This is a genomic window from Gudongella ferriphila (assembly GCF_046224405.1).
Classification (GTDB): Bacteria; Bacillota; Clostridia; order Tissierellales; family Tissierellaceae; genus Gudongella.
In genome coordinates this window covers 66,553-85,863 of sequence record NZ_JBJXRK010000003.1, presented here as the reverse complement: position 1 = coordinate 85,863, position 19,311 = coordinate 66,553, and the positions used below count along the sequence as shown (strand labels likewise).

The 19,311-nt window shown below is 38.5% G+C and carries 21 protein-coding genes; 1 reads left to right on the top strand and 20 read right to left on the bottom strand.

The window, feature by feature from the left end; translation table 11 throughout:
• Window positions 1–21: 21 nt before the first annotated feature.
• The 16 genes from rplS to ACKVDP_RS03645 form a co-directional block, all read right to left on the bottom strand.
• Complete coding sequence (rplS, locus tag ACKVDP_RS03720) at window positions 22–369, bottom strand: 50S ribosomal protein L19 (RefSeq protein ID WP_409227460.1); 348 nt, start codon at window positions 367–369, stop codon at window positions 22–24.
• 100 nt (window positions 370–469) lie between these two features.
• The gene (gene trmD / locus ACKVDP_RS03715; protein ID WP_409227459.1) at window positions 470–1,204 is read right to left on the bottom strand and encodes a tRNA (guanosine(37)-N1)-methyltransferase TrmD; all 735 of its coding nucleotides are present in this window, start codon (window positions 1,202–1,204) and stop codon (window positions 470–472) included.
• The gene (gene rimM, locus ACKVDP_RS03710) at window positions 1,201–1,701 is read right to left on the bottom strand and encodes a ribosome maturation factor RimM (RefSeq protein WP_409227458.1); all 501 of its coding nucleotides are present in this window, start codon (window positions 1,699–1,701) and stop codon (window positions 1,201–1,203) included. Before rimM ends, trmD begins: the two co-directional genes overlap by 4 nt.
• Before the next feature lie 23 nt (window positions 1,702–1,724).
• Complete coding sequence (locus tag ACKVDP_RS03705; RefSeq protein WP_409227457.1) at window positions 1,725–1,955, bottom strand: KH domain-containing protein; 231 nt, start codon at window positions 1,953–1,955, stop codon at window positions 1,725–1,727.
• 17 nt (window positions 1,956–1,972) lie between these two features.
• Window positions 1,973–2,257 (bottom strand): 30S ribosomal protein S16, encoded by a 285-nt coding sequence (gene rpsP / locus ACKVDP_RS03700; RefSeq protein ID WP_409227456.1) that lies wholly within the window; start codon window positions 2,255–2,257, stop codon window positions 1,973–1,975.
• A gap of 33 nt (window positions 2,258–2,290) precedes the next feature.
• Window positions 2,291–3,631: a signal recognition particle protein gene (gene ffh / locus ACKVDP_RS03695; protein ID WP_409227455.1), complete on the bottom strand. Its 1,341-nt coding sequence runs from the start codon at window positions 3,629–3,631 to the stop codon at window positions 2,291–2,293.
• Window positions 3,632–3,648: 17 nt separating this feature from the next.
• On the bottom strand, window positions 3,649–4,008 hold the full coding sequence (gene ylxM / locus ACKVDP_RS03690) for a YlxM family DNA-binding protein (RefSeq protein ID WP_409227454.1): 360 nt from the start codon (window positions 4,006–4,008) through the stop codon (window positions 3,649–3,651).
• A 79-nt stretch (window positions 4,009–4,087) separates the two neighbouring features.
• Window positions 4,088–5,179, bottom strand: a complete 1,092-nt coding sequence (gene ftsY, locus ACKVDP_RS03685; protein WP_409227453.1) for a signal recognition particle-docking protein FtsY — start codon at window positions 5,177–5,179, stop codon at window positions 4,088–4,090.
• A 12-nt stretch (window positions 5,180–5,191) separates the two neighbouring features.
• Window positions 5,192–8,767 (bottom strand): chromosome segregation protein SMC, encoded by a 3,576-nt coding sequence (gene smc / locus ACKVDP_RS03680; RefSeq protein WP_409227452.1) that lies wholly within the window; start codon window positions 8,765–8,767, stop codon window positions 5,192–5,194.
• A gap of 59 nt (window positions 8,768–8,826) precedes the next feature.
• Window positions 8,827–9,978: an elongator complex protein 3 gene (locus ACKVDP_RS03675; protein ID WP_409227451.1), complete on the bottom strand. Its 1,152-nt coding sequence runs from the start codon at window positions 9,976–9,978 to the stop codon at window positions 8,827–8,829.
• The gene (rnc, locus tag ACKVDP_RS03670; protein WP_409227450.1) at window positions 9,902–10,621 is read right to left on the bottom strand and encodes a ribonuclease III; all 720 of its coding nucleotides are present in this window, start codon (window positions 10,619–10,621) and stop codon (window positions 9,902–9,904) included. Before rnc ends, ACKVDP_RS03675 begins: the two co-directional genes overlap by 77 nt.
• Window positions 10,622–10,637: 16 nt before the next feature.
• Window positions 10,638–10,868 (bottom strand): acyl carrier protein, encoded by a 231-nt coding sequence (acpP, locus tag ACKVDP_RS03665; protein ID WP_409227449.1) that lies wholly within the window; start codon window positions 10,866–10,868, stop codon window positions 10,638–10,640.
• Window positions 10,869–10,973: 105 nt separating this feature from the next.
• A complete protein-coding gene (gene plsX / locus ACKVDP_RS03660; protein ID WP_409227448.1) occupies window positions 10,974–11,960 on the bottom strand; it encodes a phosphate acyltransferase PlsX in 987 nt (328 codons plus the stop codon).
• Between the two features lie 114 nt (window positions 11,961–12,074).
• Complete coding sequence (rpmF, locus tag ACKVDP_RS03655; RefSeq protein WP_409227447.1) at window positions 12,075–12,254, bottom strand: 50S ribosomal protein L32; 180 nt, start codon at window positions 12,252–12,254, stop codon at window positions 12,075–12,077.
• 13 nt (window positions 12,255–12,267) lie between these two features.
• Window positions 12,268–12,783: a YceD family protein gene (locus ACKVDP_RS03650; protein ID WP_409227446.1), complete on the bottom strand. Its 516-nt coding sequence runs from the start codon at window positions 12,781–12,783 to the stop codon at window positions 12,268–12,270.
• 60 nt (window positions 12,784–12,843) lie between these two features.
• Window positions 12,844–14,046, bottom strand: a complete 1,203-nt coding sequence (locus ACKVDP_RS03645; RefSeq protein ID WP_409227445.1) for an acetate kinase — start codon at window positions 14,044–14,046, stop codon at window positions 12,844–12,846.
• A gap of 258 nt (window positions 14,047–14,304) precedes the next feature.
• Here ACKVDP_RS03645 and ACKVDP_RS03640 point away from each other — a divergent pair, with 258 nt between their 5' ends.
• Window positions 14,305–15,549 carry a nucleotidyltransferase gene (locus tag ACKVDP_RS03640; RefSeq protein ID WP_409227444.1) on the top strand — a complete coding sequence of 415 codons (1,245 nt, stop codon included), beginning with the start codon at window positions 14,305–14,307 and terminating at the stop codon, window positions 15,547–15,549.
• Window positions 15,550–15,580: 31 nt separating this feature from the next.
• Here the strand turns inward: ACKVDP_RS03640 and ACKVDP_RS03635 are convergent, their stop codons facing one another.
• The 4 genes from ACKVDP_RS03635 to recG are packed head-to-tail and all read right to left on the bottom strand — an operon-like array spanning window position 15,581 to window position 19,190.
• A complete protein-coding gene (locus tag ACKVDP_RS03635) occupies window positions 15,581–16,027 on the bottom strand; it encodes an ATPase (RefSeq protein WP_409227443.1) in 447 nt (148 codons plus the stop codon).
• Window positions 16,027–16,512 carry a pantetheine-phosphate adenylyltransferase gene (gene coaD / locus ACKVDP_RS03630; RefSeq protein WP_409227442.1) on the bottom strand — a complete coding sequence of 162 codons (486 nt, stop codon included), beginning with the start codon at window positions 16,510–16,512 and terminating at the stop codon, window positions 16,027–16,029. Before coaD ends, ACKVDP_RS03635 begins: the two co-directional genes overlap by 1 nt.
• Complete coding sequence (gene rsmD / locus ACKVDP_RS03625) at window positions 16,509–17,075, bottom strand: 16S rRNA (guanine(966)-N(2))-methyltransferase RsmD (RefSeq protein ID WP_409227441.1); 567 nt, start codon at window positions 17,073–17,075, stop codon at window positions 16,509–16,511. Before rsmD ends, coaD begins: the two co-directional genes overlap by 4 nt.
• Before the next feature lie 54 nt (window positions 17,076–17,129).
• Complete coding sequence (recG, locus tag ACKVDP_RS03620) at window positions 17,130–19,190, bottom strand: ATP-dependent DNA helicase RecG (protein WP_409227440.1); 2,061 nt, start codon at window positions 19,188–19,190, stop codon at window positions 17,130–17,132.
• Window positions 19,191–19,311: the final 121 nt, after the last annotated feature.

The window sequence follows — 19,311 nt, the reverse complement described above, 5'->3', positions numbered from 1 at the left end:
ATTGGGACTGAAACAGTCCCATTAATAAAATCTTTTCTCTTTAACTTTAGCAGACTTACCTTGTCTCTCTCTTAGGTAGTACAACTTAGCTCTTCTTACCTTACCTTTTCTGGTAACAACCAGTTTTTCAATTCTTGGTGAGTGGATTGGGAAAGTTCTTTCTACTCCTACTCCATATGAAAGTCTTCTAACAGTAAAAGTTTCTCTTGCTCCTCCACCTTGAACCTTTATTACAGTACCTTCGAAAATCTGAATTCTTTCTCTTGTACCTTCAACTACTCTGTAGTGAACCTGTACTGTGTCTCCAACGTTAAACTCAGGGAGATCATTTCTCAATTGTTCATCTTCAAGCATTTTAATTATATCCATTTTGCATCCTCCCTTCTACCTAGACGTTCATGCCCTGCAAGCAGAGGACCGTCCTTACTTATACCCTAGGTATTATAGCATACCGGTACATTCAATTCAACTATCTTTTCCCAATTAGCTTCAACAATGAATCCATTAGATCCAGCTGTTCCTCGGGGTTTTTCATTCTCATCAGCATGTCAGGCCTTTTCATGAAAGTAGTGCGAAGTGCACTTACCTGTCTCCACATGTTAATTTTAGAGTGATCTCCACTCAAAAGGACATCTGGTACCTTATTACCCATAAACACTCTTGGCCTTGTGTATTGAGGATACTCCAGTAGTCCCTCGTAATGAGATTCTATCTCGTATGATTCCTCAGATGATAAAACACCTGGCATTAGTCTGCTGATTGTATCAATCAACACCATGGCAGGCAGCTCTCCACCAGTTAAAACATAATCTCCAATTGAAATCTCATCATCAACATAATTCTCTATGATTCTATTGTCTACACCTTCATAATGCCCGGCCAGAAGAATGAGATGATCTTCGCCGGACAGTTCCTTTACCAATGATTGTGTTAGGATCCTACCTTGAGGTGAAAGGTATATTACCCGTGAATTATCTTTTTTGCAATTTTGTATGGCAGAGTAGATTGGTTCAGGCTTCATAACCATTCCCTTGCCTCCACCATAGGGATAATCATCCACCCTCTTATGCTTGTCTGTGGAAAAGTCCCTGATATTTACAGCATTAATTACTATTGCTTCGGAATCAATTGCTCTTCCTACTATGCTATAGTCTCTTAACATGTTAAATATTTCAGGAAAAAGGGTCAACACATCGATTTTCATTCAATCATTCCTTCGATAGGATCAATAATTATTTTTTTGTCTAAAACATCCACAGAAGCTATAAAAGCTTCAACAGCTGGAATTAGGTATTCCTTGCCGTTTTCTGCAGTTACTACATAAACGTCATTTGCCGAGTTCTGGATTACATCTGTTAGACTACCTATAAAAGACTCTGATAAATCATAGACTCTACAGCCAATAAGATCTGAAATGAAGTAGTGGTTTTCAGGCAATTTGATTTTGTCTTCTTCGTCCACATATATATACTCATCCTTAAAGGCCAAAACCTTGTTAATATCATCATGATCTTGAAACCTCAGCAATATCATTCCCTTGTGAAGCTTCACACCACTTATCTGTAGCTTTGTCTTCTCTTCACCTAAATAAGCCTTTTTCAGTTCAAAAAACCTGTCGGTTGAGTCCGTCAGTGGGAACACCTTAAGGTCTCCCTTAATTCCATGTGTTCCCGTAATTTTCCCAATTATTGTGTACTCCATCCTTACACCCGCCAATATTTAAATTATTGAATGATTTCAACAACCACTCTCTTGTTATCCTTGATAGCAGCCGCTTTTACCACTGTTCTAATGGCCTTTGCTATTCTTCCCTGCTTACCAATGATTTTTCCCATATCATCAGGTGCAACTTTCAATTCTATGATAATTGATTGGGATCCTTCCACTTCGTTCACACTGACTTCGTCAGGATTATCTACAAGTGCCTTTGCAATAAATTCTACTAATTCACCCATCATCTGCACCTCCGAAATTATTCAGCAGTTTCTTCTTCAGCAGTTACTTCTTCAGCAGTTTCGTACAAACCACTGTTCTTAAATAGTCTTTCAACTGTTTCAGTTGGTTTTGCACCATTCTTAAGCCACTTAGCAGCCTTCTCATTGTCTATCTTTACTGTTTTTGGTTCAGTAAGAGGATTGTAGTATCCCAGCTCCTCAATGAATCTACCATCTCTTGGTGCTCTTGAGTCAGCTACAACAATTCTATAGAAAGGAGTCTTTTTTGCACCCATTCTTCTTAGTCTTATTTTTACAGCCATTAATTTCACCTCCCATTGCAAGTTAGTATCTATTTAGAAAAAGGGGAAACCCATCTTCCCTTTTTTCTTCGATGGTTTGCTCATGTCAGAAAACTTCTTCATCATTTTTTTTGTTTCCTTAAACTGTTTTAAAAGTTTATTGACATCTTGTACATTTGTACCGCTTCCTGTTGCAATTCTCTTTCTTCTGCTACTATCAATAATATCTGGATTGTCTCTTTCTTTTTTTGTCATTGACTTGATTATTGCCTCTATCCTTGCAAGTTCTCTGTTGTCAACATTCAAACCCTTCAAAGCTTTTGAGTTCATACCAGGTATCATTCCTAGAATCTCATCCAAGGGACCCATATTTTTCATCTGCTCAAGCTGATCTAGAAAATCATCAAATGTGAACTGTGCAGTTCTCATTTTCTTTTCCAATTCCATAGCTTTCTTTTCGTCGATGTTTGATTGGGCTTTCTCAATTAGACTTAGCACATCACCCATTCCAAGAATTCTTGATGACATCCTGTCAGGATGAAATGGCTCCAATTGGTCCAGCTTTTCACCCATACCCACAAATTTTATGGGTTTGTCTGTAACAGCCCTAATGGATAGAGCCGCACCACCTCTTGCATCACCATCCAGCTTGGTGAGCACAACTCCTGTAATGCTTAATTGGTCGTTGAATGACTGCGCTACATTTACAGCGTCCTGACCTGTCATTGCATCCAATACCAACAGTATATCATCAGGATTTGTCACTTCTTTGATCTCAGTTATTTCCTGCATCAGATTCTCATCAATGTGAAGTCTACCTGCAGTATCTATAATAATTACGTCATTTCCATTTTTCTTGCCATGCTCCATAGCTGCCTTTGCTATGTCCACAGGATTGTGCTTGTCACCCATTGAAAAAACGGGCACCCCTACCTTCTCACCGACTACTTCAAGCTGCTTTATGGCTGCCGGCCGATAAATGTCACAAGCTACAAGCAGAGGTCTCTTGTTTTGCTTCTTCAGGTTGTTTGCAAGTTTTCCAGATGTTGTGGTCTTACCTGCACCCTGTAAACCACACATCAATATTACTGTAGGTGGTGTGGAGGCCATGTTTAGCTTTACTTCCTTGTCCCCCATTAAAGCAGTCAGTTCATCATTTACTATCTTTATTACCTGCTGTCCAGGAGTCAGACTTTCAAGAACTTCAGCACCTAAGGCTCTTTCCTTGATTTTTTTTATAAAATCCTTTACAACCTTAAAGTTTACATCAGCTTCCAACAATGCCAATCTGACTTCACGAAGCGCTGCATCCAGATCTTTCTCACTTATCTTACCCTTGCCTTTGAGCTTTCCCAAAGCATTCTGAAGTTTTTCCGATAAACTTTCAAATACCAAAATGAAACCTCCTATATCTATAATAAAATGTCAGAAATCAGGCTTTCAATCAACTTAGCCTTTTTGACTATTTCATCATCAGATGACTTTTCCCCAATTTTACAAATTTCTCGTGCTAGATTCCTTGATTCACGTATAGCTTCCTGACTCTCATAAAATTTATCTACAAGTCCAAGCTTCTCCTCATACTTTAGAAGCTTATCTTCAGCCCGCTTAAGAGTATCAAATACACCTTGTCTGCTTATTTGAAGAACTTCTCCAATTTCAGAAAGGGTCAGGTCATTAGAGTAATACAACTCAATCACCTGATATTGTTTAGGACTTAAGAGCTTTCCATAGAAGTCAAATAATATTCCAATTCTAACCAACTTCTCCATTTTATCACCAACTAAATATACTGTCAAGCATTATCCTTGACAGTATAATGATATTTTATTTAACCTTTTTTGTCAACACTTATTCGAAAATAGCATCAATGAAACTATCTGTATCAAATGGCTGGAGATCTTCTACCTTTTCTCCAACTCCAATAATCTTAATGGGTAGCTTAAGTTCGGTTTGCAGTGCAATTGCTACCCCTCCTTTTGCAGTTCCATCAAGCTTGGTTAATGCTACACCAGTAATATTTGCTACCTCCTTGAAGACCTTGGCTTGATTGATTGCGTTTTGGCCAGTAGTGGCATCAAGAACAAGTAGAACTTCCTTTGTCGCTTCACCATACTCCCTTTCCACTATTCTAAATATCTTGTTCAGCTCATTCATAAGATTTGATTTATTGTGAAGCCTTCCTGCTGTGTCACATATCAAGATATCAGCTTTTCTTGCTTTTGCAGCCTGGATACCATCGAATATTACAGCCGCAGGATCTGAACCTTCAGTATGTGAAATGATTTCTGCTCCCGCTCTGTTGCTCCATTCCTCCAGTTGTTCTATTGCTGCTGCTCTGAATGTATCACCAGCCGCAATGAGCACCTTTTCCCCATTCTCCTTGAATCCATATGCAAGCTTGCCAATGGTGGTTGTCTTACCGACTCCATTGACCCCTACCACCAACAGAACTGATGGATGTGGCAGGAGATTCAACTCATTTGAAGGTACTGATTCCATCATAAGCTTCTTAATTTCATCCTTCAAAAGTCCTTTGACTTCCTTGGGATCACTTACTCTTTCCTCTCTGACTCTCTCCCTCAACCTGTCAATTATCATCATGGTAGGATTTACACCTACATCAGCAGATACAAGTACATCCTCCAGGTCATCAAAGAGTTCATCGTCAACTCCTTTGTATCCACTTATGATATCCTCTATTTTGTTGCTCATGTCCTTTCTTGTTTTTGAAAGCCCATTCTTCAATCTCTCAAGGATACCTCCCGATACAGAACCGGAATCTTCATCTTCTATCTGATGGGTTGAAACAGCTTCATCCTCAACAGTCTCACAACTATCTCCTTCATCTTCTAAATCAATTCCATTATCAGTATTTAGAGACTCCAGTGTCTGATTGTATTCCTCCTGTTTCTTCTTATCTTTTTTAAACCAGTTAAACATACATATTGCCTCCTAGCTTGCTATTTCGTCGTAGTCCTTCAGCTTCAATGAAATCATTCTGCTGACGCCTTCCTCTTCCATTGTAACCCCATACAATACATCAGCAATCTCCATGGTGGTTTTCCTATGTGTTATTAGCACAAACTGAGTATTATCCTCAAGACTGTTAAGATACGAGGTGTACCTGCTTATATTTGCCTCATCAAGGGCTGCGTCAATTTCATCCAGTATGCAGAAAGGTGATGGTCTTGTTTTCAGTATGGCGAAAAGAAGCGCAACGGCAGTAAGAGATTTCTCTCCACCAGATAGAAGCGTAAGGCTTTGGAGCTTCTTTCCTGGTGGTTGTGCCATTATTTCAATTCCTGCAGTAAGAATGTCATCACCATCTTCAATCTCCAATCTGGCTTTCCCACCTTTGAAGAGTACTGAAAATGTTTCACTGAATCTTTCATTGATTTCCTGGAAAGATTTTCTAAACTGCACCCTCATCTTTTTCTCCATATCCTTTACAACGGATTCTATGTCCTCTTTTGCACCATTGAGGTCAATTACCTGCTTATTCAAAAAGTCGTATCTCTCAAGAACATTTTCATATTCTTCTATGGAGCTGATATTTACATTTCCCAACTCCTTTATTCCTTGCTTCAGTTCGGAAATGGTTTTCTTGGTTGTCCTGATATCCTCAATCTCTGAGTATAGTTTTTCAGCCTCAGCAAGAGTAATTTCATAGTCATTTTCAAGTTTTTCAAGTATGTTTTCAATCTGCAATTGAGCCTTGGCCTGATCTACCTCCAATTTATTCAATTCTCTTTCTACTGTGGTCTGTCTTTTGGTCAATTCTCTTAACCGATCCTGCAGCTGATAGAATTCCTTCATTTGGGTTTCCTTTTCCCGAACTTTATCCTTTAATACTCCCGATTCCTCTTCTTCCGAGGTTGACTGCCTTTGAATGTATTCAGCCAATTCAATCTTCTCCAGGGTATTTTCTGATATTTCTCTTTGAAGTCTGTTCAATTCTGCTTCCTTGATTCTTACGGATTCCTTGGTTTCAGAAATAGACAACTCACTTTCCTGAATTCTCTCCTTAAAATTCCCCAGAGACTTTTCTAAAGCATTAAGCTTAATTCTAGTTTCAGTTATATCATTATCCAATATGACTTTGGTTTTTTTGCTCTCATCAAATGTTTTTTGAAGTTCTGAAATTTCAACTTCCAGCTTGTCGTGACTGTTCTTTAGATTTGTATGATCTTTATTTAGCTCTTTTTTCCTTAACTCAAGCTCATTTAGCTCATCCTTCAGACCTAGAATTTCAATTTTCTTCGATTCCATCGACTGGATTTGAATTTCATATTGATAATCCATGTTGTCAATTTCCTTTTCAAGAGCTGTCATTCTTGTCTTTATGCTACCCATATCTTCAGTTAGTTTTTCATTGGTGACCAATTGTTGTTCTAAATCCAGTTCTATCTCTTGTATTGAAGATTTTTTTATATCAATATGATTCTTAAGTTTCTTAATTTTACCTCCCAGCTCAGCCAGAGTATGCTTTCTGTTCAAAATGCTGATGGACTGGTTTTTCGCACTACCACCAGTCAAGCTCCCTCCCGGGTTTATGATCTCACCATCTACTGTAACAATCCTGGACTTAAATCCAGATTTTTTAGAGTAATTGATTGCATCTTCCAGTGAGTGGGCTATTATTGTCCTTCCCAGAAGATTCATGAAAACCTTGTTGTACTTTGAGTCGTTCTTAAGAATGCTTGAAGCAGCACCAACCAGTCCAAACTCTTTTCTATCTCCATCAGGAATACTAATTTCCCATCCCGTGACCGTATTAAGCGGCAAAAATGTAGCTCTACCTTTCTTCTCAGATTTTAGATAACTAATCATTCTTTTAGCACTATCATCATCTGTAACAACAATATTCTGAATGGATGAACCTAAAGCTACCTCTATCGCCTTCATGTATTTTTTGTCAACCGTAAACAAATCCGCCACGGTGCCAATAAATCCATCTCCTAGCTCACTGTTTGTGTTGATGGCTTTAATCAATGATTTAACACTGTTATAATACCCTTCGTACTCCTTTTCCATATTCTTGTATAGTTTTTGTGATGAAGCAGAAGTATCCAATTCCTTCTGGATTTCCTGCAGCTTTGATTGTTCAAATGACAAGCTAGTTCTCAACCTGCCTATCTCATCCACTATATCTCCAGTTTTTTCTTCGAGAATCCCTCTAGATTCAATTAACTTGTCAAGTTCCTCCGCTTTAAGGTCAAGTTCTATTTTTAGCTTTTTGCATTTATTGCTTATTGAGTTTTCATCCTCAGTAAGGATTTCAAGCCTTCCTTTTATGCTATCTTCAAACGAGAGAATTGTGTTGCTCTCACTTTTCTTGTCGGATAATGAGGTATATAAGGACATCAACTGATTTTTTCTACTATTAATATCTTTTTCTAGGCTGAGCATTCTGATATCAAGTTCTTTCTTTTGAAGAAACTTTTCATCCAGGTGCTCTTTTAGCAGCCTCACCTCATTGCTTAATCTATCTATCTCAATAGCAGATGAATCCATCCTAGTGTCACCCACTTGAAGAAATTCATTACCTTTCTCAATTTCTTCATTCAGCCGTAAAACCTCTTTGTTTAGATGGATCTCCCTTTCCTCCAATATTTTAACCCTATTTTTCGACCTCTCAAACTCCTGAATACTTTCCATCTTAAGAGTTCTTTTTTCTTCAATAACCCTCTCCAAATCCTCAATTCTAGACTTTAGCGTTGAATAACTTTCTTCAACCTGAAGACTATCAGCTTCAATGATCGATTTTTCATTCTCCAATGCAGCTTTTTTCTCTTCCGCATCTGCAAGCTTGGTCTTCAGTCGATCAACTTCATACACGGAAAGGCTTGAATCAAGTCTTCGAAGTTGCCCATAGAGCTTTTGAAATTCCTTAGCCTTTTCTGCTTCCAATTGAAGATTTTCTTTCTGGTTCTTTATTTCATGAAGTAAATCGCCTATTCTAGTGAGATTGGACTGAGTTCTGTCAAGCTTTCTCAAAGCTTCCTGCTTTTTGGATTTATATTTTACAATTCCCGCTGCTTCTTCAAATATATTCCGTCTATCTTCCGGTTTATTGGACAGTATTTCATCGATTTTCCCCTGCCCTATTATAGAATATCCTTCCTTTCCTACACCAGTATCCATAAAAAGTTCTCGAATATCCTTCAGTCTACATGAATTCTTGTTTATGTAATATTCGCTCTCCCCTGAACGGAACATCCTTCTAGTTACTGCTACCTCTCTATAGTCTATTGGTATCCTTCCGGATGAATTGTCAAAAATTATCGTTACCTCTGAGTACCCTAGAGCTTTTCTTTTTTCAGTTCCGGAAAAAATAATGTCCTCCATTCGGGTTCCTCTTAGATTCTTTACACTTTGCTCACCCAGGACCCATCTTATTGCATCGGCAATATTGCTCTTGCCACTTCCGTTTGGACCGACAATAGCAGTTACCCTGTCATTAAAGACTACTTCCGTCTTTTCTGCAAAAGATTTGAAACCCTGAATTTCAACTTTTTTTAGATACATTGAATACACTCCATTCCAGTCCATAGGGACCACCCGTATAAAGACCCACTTGGGAGCCTTTATATAGGGTTATTATTAACGTATAATTTAATTTCCTCATCTAGGTCAATAACTCTTTCCTCGTTATCAATGACTATTTTAACTTTGTTATCCTTTTTTATGGAAGGGATTATTTTAACCTTTTTAAATCCGTAGTCATCAATAAGCCTTTCCCTATTTCTACCATGCTGGCCTGCAATTATTGACGTCTTAGTATTGGAACATTGGAAAACGAGAACCTTTCCCTTTGTTTCAATTCTGTTTCTAGTCACATACTCATTAAAAAGCAATCTAAATACATACTCCTCAACCAGTTGTCTAAAGGAAGGATGGAATGGCCCTGCAACAACGTCCTTTCCCATTTGTATGTTTTCAGTAGGTTGTAGTCCAACCCTGATCACAGGAATATTCCGGGAGGTAAAAGCCATTAAAATCATTGCAGATGTTTCAACAGCCTCATCTAGGCTCAATGGTGTATAACTTCCTTCATTCATTTGGTCTTCTAGCGCTGTGTTTTTAATTACAAGGGTCGGATATATCCTAATCATATCTGGATTCATTTCCAGTATGCTTTTTGCAGTATCCAGACTCTTTTTACGACTGTCACCTGGTAGTCCAAGCATAATCTGATGTCCAAGCTTAAATCCCCATTTTCTGATGAGTCTAGTTGATTCATAGACATCCATATCACTATGCCCTCTCTCACTCATCTTCAATACTTCATTATCAAGAGATTGAACCCCTAACTCAATTGTGTCCACCTTAAAATCCTTTAGAAGCCCAAGAATATCATCATCTATGGCATCAGGTCTGGTGGACAATCTAATGTTATGAATTTTCTCTTCTTTCTTGTATTCGTAGGGTACCTTAAGTAACTCCATTTGAATTTCCTTCTTTATGGCAGTAAAGCTACCACCATAAAAAGCAACCTCAATAAATGAGTCCTTCTTGAAAGTCGCCAAATGTTCATCTATTATTCTCCTAACTTCTTCAACTGTAACATCAGTAGATAGTCCCGTAATTTTCCTTTGATTACAGAAAACGCAATCATGTGGGCATCCAAAATGCGGGACAAATATAGGAATAATGTAATGTCTAGTCATAATCTTCACCCATAAGAATAAGTGCTTCCTTTGCAGCCATTTGTTCCGCTTCTTTCTTGTTCCTGCCAATTCCCGAACCAATTACATCTCCACCCACTGAAACATCTATATGGAACAGCTTGTTGTGGTCTGGTCCTTCTTCCTTGACTACTGTATAAACAAGCTTCTCCCGTGTTATTTTCTGGAGTTTTTCCTGTAGTCCTGTCTTGTAGTCTATAAAAAGCGATCCCTTTGCAACAGCCTTAACAATTATAGTCTCAAAGTTCTTTAGCAGGAACTCCCTAACGGTTTCGTAATTGCTATCCATAAAAATTGCCCCTGTAATCGCTTCACTGGCATCGGCAAGTATGGAGTCCCCATCTCTTCCACCAGTACTCTCTTCTCCCTTGCCCAAAAGTAGAAAGTTTCCCAGGTTAATTCTTCTTGCTGCAAGGGCAAGAGATGGCTCAGAAACAACCTTGGCTCTTATCTTTGTAAGCTCTCCTTCAGGATAAAACGGATATTTCATAAAAAGATACTCACTGACAACCAATCCCAATACTGTATCACCTAAAAACTCAAGCCTCTGGTTGCTTTTACTGGCATGCATACCATGCTCGTTCGCATAGGAACTATGTGTCAAAGCCGTATCAAGCAATTCGATATCCTCAAAGCGATACTTTAGATTTTCTTGTATTTCATCAAGCTTCTCTCTATCCGAATATCCATTCATTGTTTCACCCCCAGGCTTATTCCAATTTACCCTTTATGTAGTTTTTGGCATCGCCTACTGTTTTTATCAATTCCACATCATCGTCCTCAACTTCCAGTCCGAACTCATCTTCAAGCGCCATTACCAGCTCCACAAGATCAAGTGAATCAGCGTTCAGGTCATCCCTAAAAGATGTTTCCATGTTTATATCCTTTTCAGGAACGTTGAACTGTGTTGTAATAATGTTTATTATCTTCTGTGTGATCATATTAATCCTCCATTTTTATGTTTAATATCTAATAGTAAGTTACTACTTAACTGTACCGTGATAACCTTGTACATCTTATTCAAGAAAAACTTCCTTTCCTCATCATTATATGCTTTTCTTATTCTCTATTTTACCTATGACGTCGCTTTCAATAAAGGTCTTCAATTGACCGATACCATTCTTGAACGCATAATAATCTGAACTTCCATGAGCCTTCACCACTGGTTTAACTGTACCAAGCAAGGGTGCTCCTCCGTATTCTCTGTAATCTAGACGTTTTTTCATCCTCTTAAGCTGCGGTTTAAGAAGAAGTGCCCCAAGCTTTGATCTGGTATCAGCCATGAATGATTCCTTCAGGATTGAAAATATTGATGAAGCCATACCTTCGGTCAGCTTAAGAACTACATTGCCTACAAAACCATCGCAGACCATCACATCAGCTGCTCCATATGGCAGGTCTCTGCCCTCTATATTCCCAATAAAGTTAATATTTGAACCCTTCAAAGCCATGAATGTATCCTTGGCAAGCTGATTTCCTTTAGTTTCTTCAGCTCCGACATTTACTAACCCTACCCTAGGTTCCTTAACTCCCATTACTTCTTCCATGTAAATGGATCCCATCATGGCAAATTGTTCAAGATACTCTGGTTTTGTATCCATGTTTGCCCCTGCATCGACCAATAGTGACGCCCCTCTAAGTGTTGGGTAAAGTACAGTCAATGCTGCACGATCGATGCCCTGAATTCTCTTGACTACAAAAATCCCACCTGCCAGCAGCGCACCTGTATTCCCTGCAGATATGAAGCCATCGCCTTCTCCATCTGCAAGTGCCTGCATGCCTTTGACCATTGAACTGTTTTTCTTTCTTCTTATGGCCAGTGTTGGATTATCATCGTTGGTAATAATTTCAGGTGCATCCAAAATCTGAATTTTTTCTGCTGGGTACGAATGCTTCTCCAACTCCTCCTTGATAACATCCTCTCCGCCAGCGATTAGGATGTCTATACCATATTCATTGACTGCTTCAACTGCTCCCTTTACAATGGCTTCGGGTGCATTGTCCCCACCCATTCCATCTACAATAATTCTCATACCTATCCCTCATTTATAGTTATTGGCTGTATCCCTGATAAATTCAAGTATACCTATTATATCCATTTTAGCACATAAAAAAAAGATAGTGAAGCTAATCACTATCTTTCTTGTTTACTCGACTACAATTACTTCCCTGCTCTTGTAATAGCCACAGCTTCTGCAAACTCTATGTGGTTGTTTAGGCTCATGACATTGCGGACATTCAACAACTGTGGTTTTATTAAGTCTATAGGAAGACGCTCTTCTTTTGTCTCTTCTGGCTTTAGAAGTTTTCCTTTTTGGTACTGCCATTTAAAACACCTCCTTAATCATTTAGAGAAAGTTCCCTTAACTTTTCGAATCGCAAATCACCAGTTTCAACTGTGCAGTCACATGGTCCCTCATTAAGGTTTTTCCCACATTTTTGACACAAACCTTTGCAATCCTCGCTGCATAAAAATTTCATCGGTAGGGAACTGGCTATTTGATTCCAGATGTAATCATCGAGATTTACATACATGTCCCTGTAGTAAACTACCTCATCAGATTCCTCATCTTCAATGTTGTTCCCTGATTCTTCTTCCATCAATTTTCCTGAAGCCTTGAAACTTATTTCATTGCTGCTCTCAGCAAGACATCTGTCACAAGGTGCCTGGTAAAGGTATCTACCTTTAGTTTCTATGAGTATTTCGCCATCCACCCTATAGAGGTTCCCCTCTATATGTATAGGGTCTTCAATTGACGAAACATCTTCATTTGGAAACACTTCCTTGGACAGGTCAAATGAAAAACTCATAACTTGCTTTCCACTATCAAGAAAATCTGATAAATCAATTTTCATAGTTGTCACCTCTTAGACTAACACTACTATTATATATATGAGTGACATCTTTGTCAACTACTATCTTTCGTTGACCAAACCCAAGGTATCTCTAGCTATCATTAGTTCTTCATTGGTTGGAATAACCATGATAGTAGCGCTTGTTAGGTCCTTGTTAAGTACTGCTTCCTTACCCCTAACTCCATTGTTCAGCTCATCATCAATTCTTATGTTTAGGCATTCAAGTCCTTCACATACCATTCTTCTTATGACATCTGAATTTTCACCAATTCCAGCTGTGAAAACAAGTACGTCAATTCTGCACATTTGAGCTGCATATGCTGCAATGTATTTCTTTACTCTGTTGGTAAATACCTTCAAAGCAAGCTCAGCTCTCTCATTGCCTTCTTCAGCTGCAATCTCAAGATCTCTAAAGTCACTGCTCAATCCTGATATCCCTAGTACACCTGATTTTTTGTTCAGCATGTTGTTAACTTCATCAAATGACATGCCCTCCTTGTCCATCAGGAATGGAATTATTGCAGGGTCTATATCACCTGATCTTGTTCCCATTGCAAGACCTTCAAGTGGTGTGAAGCCCATGCTCGTGTCTACAGATTTTCCACCTTCAATTGCCGTTACACTGGATCCATTGCCTAGGTGACATGTTACTATGTTCAGGTCCTTGATATCCTTGTTCATAAGCTCTGCAGCCCTAATGGAAACATACTTGTGAGAGGTTCCATGGAATCCATATCTTCTGATCTTGTATTTTTCATAGTACTCATAAGGTATTGGATAAATGTAGTTATCTGCAGGTATGGTTTGATGGAAAGCTGTATCAAACACTCCCACCATAGGTGTATTGGGCATCAATTCCTTACATGCTTCAATTCCCATGATGTTTGGCGGATTATGCAATGGAGCCAGCTCAATATTTCTGTTAAGAGCATCCATAACTGCCTCGTCGATGATAACTGAGCTTGCGAAATCTTCCCCACCGTGTACAACTCTGTGACCTACTGCTCCTATTTCGTCCATGGATTCAATTGCTCCATGATCCTTGTCAACGATAACCTGAAGCACTAGTTCGATTGCTTTTTTATGGTCTTTCATAGGTTCCTCAATTACTACTCTTTCTTTACCAGTGGTATCGTGTTTAATTTTCGAGCCCTCTATTCCTATCCTTTCAACAAGACCCTTTGCCATTACCTTCTCTCCCTGCATATCAATCAGCTGATATTTCAGAGAAGAACTACCACAGTTCATTACTAAAATTTTCATTTACAGACCTCCTAACAATATTTCTAACTCAATAGTATTATATTTGTGTTAAAAAATCAACAGAAGAAACCAAAACAGGCTCAAACAAATCTTTGATCACTGAATAATTGCATTTTCCATTTCTATATAAAAGCTGACCAGTGAAATTTTATTTGTTTATGTTTAGATGTAGTGTTATTATTTTTAGTAATGAACCACATATTATTAAATTATAAACACAGAGTCAAACAAACATGAAAGCAAGAGGTGACCAAGGTTATGAAGGTAGCTGGTTTAATAACTGAATACAATCCTTTCCACAACGGACATAGATTACACATAGAAAAAACTAGAGAGCTAACTGGAGCGTCTCATCTGGTTGCTGTTATGAGTGGATCTTTCGTTCAAAGAGGCGAACCCGCAATCGTTGACAAATGGACACGTGCTGAAATGGCAATAGAAAATGGTGTTGACCTTGTTGTTGAGTTGCCTTTTTCCTATGCTGTACAGACTGCTGAGCTCTTTGCCTCAGGTGCCACCAGAATCCTTGAATCAATGGGGATTGTTGACTATCTGGTCTTTGGCAGTGAATCAGGCAATGTAAATCAGCTAAATGATATTGCAATGATATTGGATGAAGAGCCATCACTTTTTAAGTACTATCTAAGAGAGCATCTAAATAGAGGCAATTCCTTCTCCGTATCAAGATCTCTGGCCCTAGAGGATTATATGGAATCCAACGAGATTAGAATACCCAATGCAGCTGAAATACTCAAGGAGTCAAATAATATTCTTGGAATTGAGTATCTGAAATCCTTGAGAAGATTAAACTCATCCATTATACCCTTGACTTTCCAGAGACAAGGAGATGATTACAAGGACCGGGAAATCAGGAGCAGCATAGCTTCAGCAACTGCAATAAGGCAATCAATAAAGACAAGGGGTGTTGAATCAGTTGCAGGTCTACTTCCTGAAGCATCCTACCAAGCTATTCTAAATTTCATCCAGAGGTATGGATGTGTAAATGGATTGGAGAACTATTCGCATGCAATCAATTATCTCCTATGTGTATTGAAACCCGAGATAATCGCAGAATATTTTGATGTTGAAATAGGACTTGAGAACAGAATTAAGAATCTATCGGAAAATACTTCGGATGTTTTTGAGCTGATTGAATTGATTTCAACTAAGCGTTATACGGAAACCAGAATACAAAGGCTTCTAATTCATTTGCTTGCAAATTTAGACAAAAAGAATATCCTTGAATCGTATTCCTTAGATCCTGGATACTTAAGGATACTAGGAAGCAACCATAAAGGTTTTCAGATAATTAATTCCATTAAGGATAACTCAAATCTTGAGATACTAAATAAACTAACTGATTCAATTCCAAAACTCCTTCCCGTGCACAGAAAAATGCTCCAGATGGATATCCTCGCCACGGATTTGTACTTTTTTGGCTTGAATCTAAATAAGCCTTTAAAAAATATGGATTTCAAAATCAGTCCATATATAGTCAAATAAAGAACCCACCGTTTATAGGAGGGTTCTTTTTCTATTCCTTACTTCTCAATTCTTTCCTATTGTCATTGAGCAACTGAATCAATTCCTTAAAATTTTCTTGCGCCTCATAAAGTAGCTCATCAGCATATTCAAGAGCACCGTTCCTTATCTCCTCAGAACTCAATTCAGCTCTCTTGAGTATTTCCTCTGCCCTTTGGTTAGCCTGCTTGATAACCTCTTCTCTATCTATTAGCTCTTCAAGCCTATTCTCAGCCTCACTAATCATGGCATTTGATGTTTTTTGAGCTTCATCAATTATCCTTTGTCTTTCTTCCTTGATCCATGCAGCCTGTTTTATTTCATCTGGAAGCTTGATTCTAATTTCCTTAATAATATCAAGCAATTCGTCTTTATCTATCATAACCTTTCCAGTAAGTGGTACTCCTGTTCCTGCTTCAACAATATCCTCAACCTCATCAATCAAGTTCAATAAATCCATTAACGAGCCCCCCTTTTGAATTTTTCTCTTAATGCCTCTTCCACAACCTTTGGTACAAAGCATGATATCTCACCATTAAAGGATGCTATTTCCTTTACAAGTGAAGAGCTTAAAAATGAAACTCCCGTTGATGAAACCATGAATAGTGTCTCAAGATCAGGATAGGTTTTTCTATTGATAAGTGCCAACTGCATTTCGTATTCAAAGTCTGAAACTGCCCTAAGCCCTCTAATTATTGTACTGCAACCCTTCTTCCTGGAGTAATCTGTCAGCAGACCGGAAAATGAATCTATTTCAATGTTTTTTAGATCTTTTGTGGATTCCTTCAGCAAATGTATTCGTTCTTCAACTGTAAATACGCTGTTTTTTTTAGTATTTTTCAGTACAGAAATTATTACCTGGTCAAACCTTTCAGAGCATCTTTGAATAATGTCAAGATGGCCGTTTGTAACCGGATCAAAGCTGCCTGGATAAATCACTCTCATACTGTCACTCCCTTATTTCTGTAGTAGGTCATTTCCTTGCTTCCATAGTTTCTGTTGTCAAACATCTCAATATCTCCATAGTTTTTGCTCAACAACATGGACTTGTCATGTTCCACAATTATCATTCCATCATGTGATAGTATGCCTCCATCAGCAATTAGCTGAAGTATCTTATGAAACAACTCCACTTCTGCATACGGTGGGTCAATGTAAATGTAGTCAAACACCATTTGGTCTAGTTTAAATTGCTTTATTACACCTCTTGCATCTCCCTTTATCACCTCGGAGCAATCCATCAGTTTGGTGTGCTCCAGGTTCTTTTTAATGGCTCTGATGCTATCAGTATTCCTATCTACAAAGTACACTTTTTTTGAACCCCTGCTTAAAAATTCTATCCCTATCCCTCCGCTGCCGGCGAATAAGTCCAATACCATTGACTCTTTTTTTAGCGGGGACAAAATGTTAAACAGTGATTCCTTGACCCTGTCCTCTGTAGGCCTTACAGAGTTACCTTTGGGAGCTATTAACTTATGACCCTTTCTGCTTCCCGATATTACTCGCACTACTAATCACCTACTTTTGGTAACATTTTATCACAGATTTTACCATATTAAAACCTAATTGAATATAATTTCATCCGATCCATTGTAAAATAAACCATTGATACTTTCTCTTATTTCCTTGTACTCTTCACCCATATCCCAGTCCTCTTCTGAGATAATATTGATTGCTTCATTCTGAGCAGCCTTCAATATTTCAATATCCCTGATAAGATTTGCAATCCTAAGCTCCGGAATGCCATGCTGTCTTGTACCGAAAAATTCTCCTGGACCTCTCAATTCCAAATCCTTTTCAGATATTTTGAAACCATCATTGGTCGATTGCATAATTCTCATTCGCTCCCGGCTTAATTTTGAGTAGCTATTGTTCACCAGTATACAATGTGACTGGTATGCACCTCTTCCCACTCTACCCCTGAGCTGGTGAAGCTGGGCAAGCCCAAATCTCTCTGCATTCATAATCAACATAATGCTGGCATTGGGAACATTTACACCTACCTCTATTACAGTTGTTGAAATTATGACATCGATATTACCGTTCTTAAACTCCATCATGATGGAATCCTTATTCTTTTGACTCATCCTTCCATGTAATAAAGAAACCCTCTGTTGATTAAAAACTCCGTCTTTTAATTTTTCAAATAACTCTTCTGCGGAAACAGCATTTAATTTTTCGGACTCCTCGATTAATGGACATACTATATACGCTTGTCTTCCCTCTTTTATCTGGGAGATTATGAAATTATATATTCTGCTCTCCATTGAACTATCAACTGCATAGGTTTTTATTTGCTGTCTACCAGGAGGCAGCTCGTCTATAATGGATATGTCCAGATCCCCATACAGAATCAAGGCCAAGGTTCTGGGAATTGGAGTGGCGGTCATTACGATGACATCCGGAGACAATCCCTTGTCTGATAGTGAAAGTCTTTGTCTGACACCAAAACGGTGCTGTTCATCAGTTATTGCTAAACCTAAGTTTTTAAAAGTTACATCTGATTGAATCAGTGCGTGTGTTCCTACTATAACATCTATTTCTCCTTCTTTAAGTCCTTGAAGAACCATGTCCTTTTCCTTTTTAGACTGATTCCCGGAAATGAATCCAACATTTATATCATGGCCCCTGAAGGCATCCACCAAGGTTTCATAGTGTTGAGTGGCCAGAATTTCCGTGGGTGCCATCATAGTTGCCTGGTAACCGTTTAGTACAGCATTATACATGGCAACTATTCCAACTATGGTTTTCCCTGAACCAACATCTCCTTGAACAAGTCTATTCATTTGATTGTCTTTGCCCATATCATTCAAAATTTCCTCCAATACTCTGTTTTGAGCACCTGTGAGGTTGAAATTGAGGTTATCTATAAAGACATCTATAAGGCTATGCTTTGGCATAATAATGCTAGATTCGCTTTGTGAACTATCTTTCTTAAGCCTTAACAACCCCAGCTGCAGAATCAGCAGTTCTTCAAAGGCAAGCTGGTTTCTTGCTTTGACCATAGATTTCGGAGACTTTGGGAAATGCAGCTGCAAAATTGCATCCCTTTTATGAGTGAACCCATATTTAGAAGATATATTTTCAGGGAGAATATCTCTTATGCTCCCCAAATAATTATCAAGAACGAATCTTACGATCTTGATCATATCCTTGTTTGTTATTCCTTCTGTCAGACCATAGACTGGAGTAATAACTTGATCGTGATTTTTATCATCCCATGGCTTAAGCTCTGGATTCTGAATTTGTAATCCGTAGGAATCCTTCTTCAATTTTCCATATACCAAATACTCCCTGCCAGGTATGAGCTTGTCACGGAGATATTCCTGATTAAACCAAATTAGGTGAGCTTCACTGGAGCTATCCTTAATATGAACCTTTAGGATTGTAAGTCCTTTTCTTGGTCTGGTGACTATTGGTCGAGCGCTCACTGTAACCTTGTAAAGACCTTTTTCGTTGATGGTACCGCTGGCAAGCAAAGATATCTTTCTTTTATCTTCATAATCCTTTGGCAGATAATATAGAACATCCTCGACGGTTTCCAATCCAATCCGCTTAAGCCTGTATGCTTTCTTTGGCCCCACTCCCTTTATGTATTGCACTGAAGTGCTTAAAACAGACACATCTTCACCTCCACTGGTTTTCTTAATCATCTATCCCATGATAAACTGATGGACTCTTTTTTGCTTTTCTTTCCTCCAGTATTTGGGATTCCATAATTCCGCGAGAACATCAATGTTGATT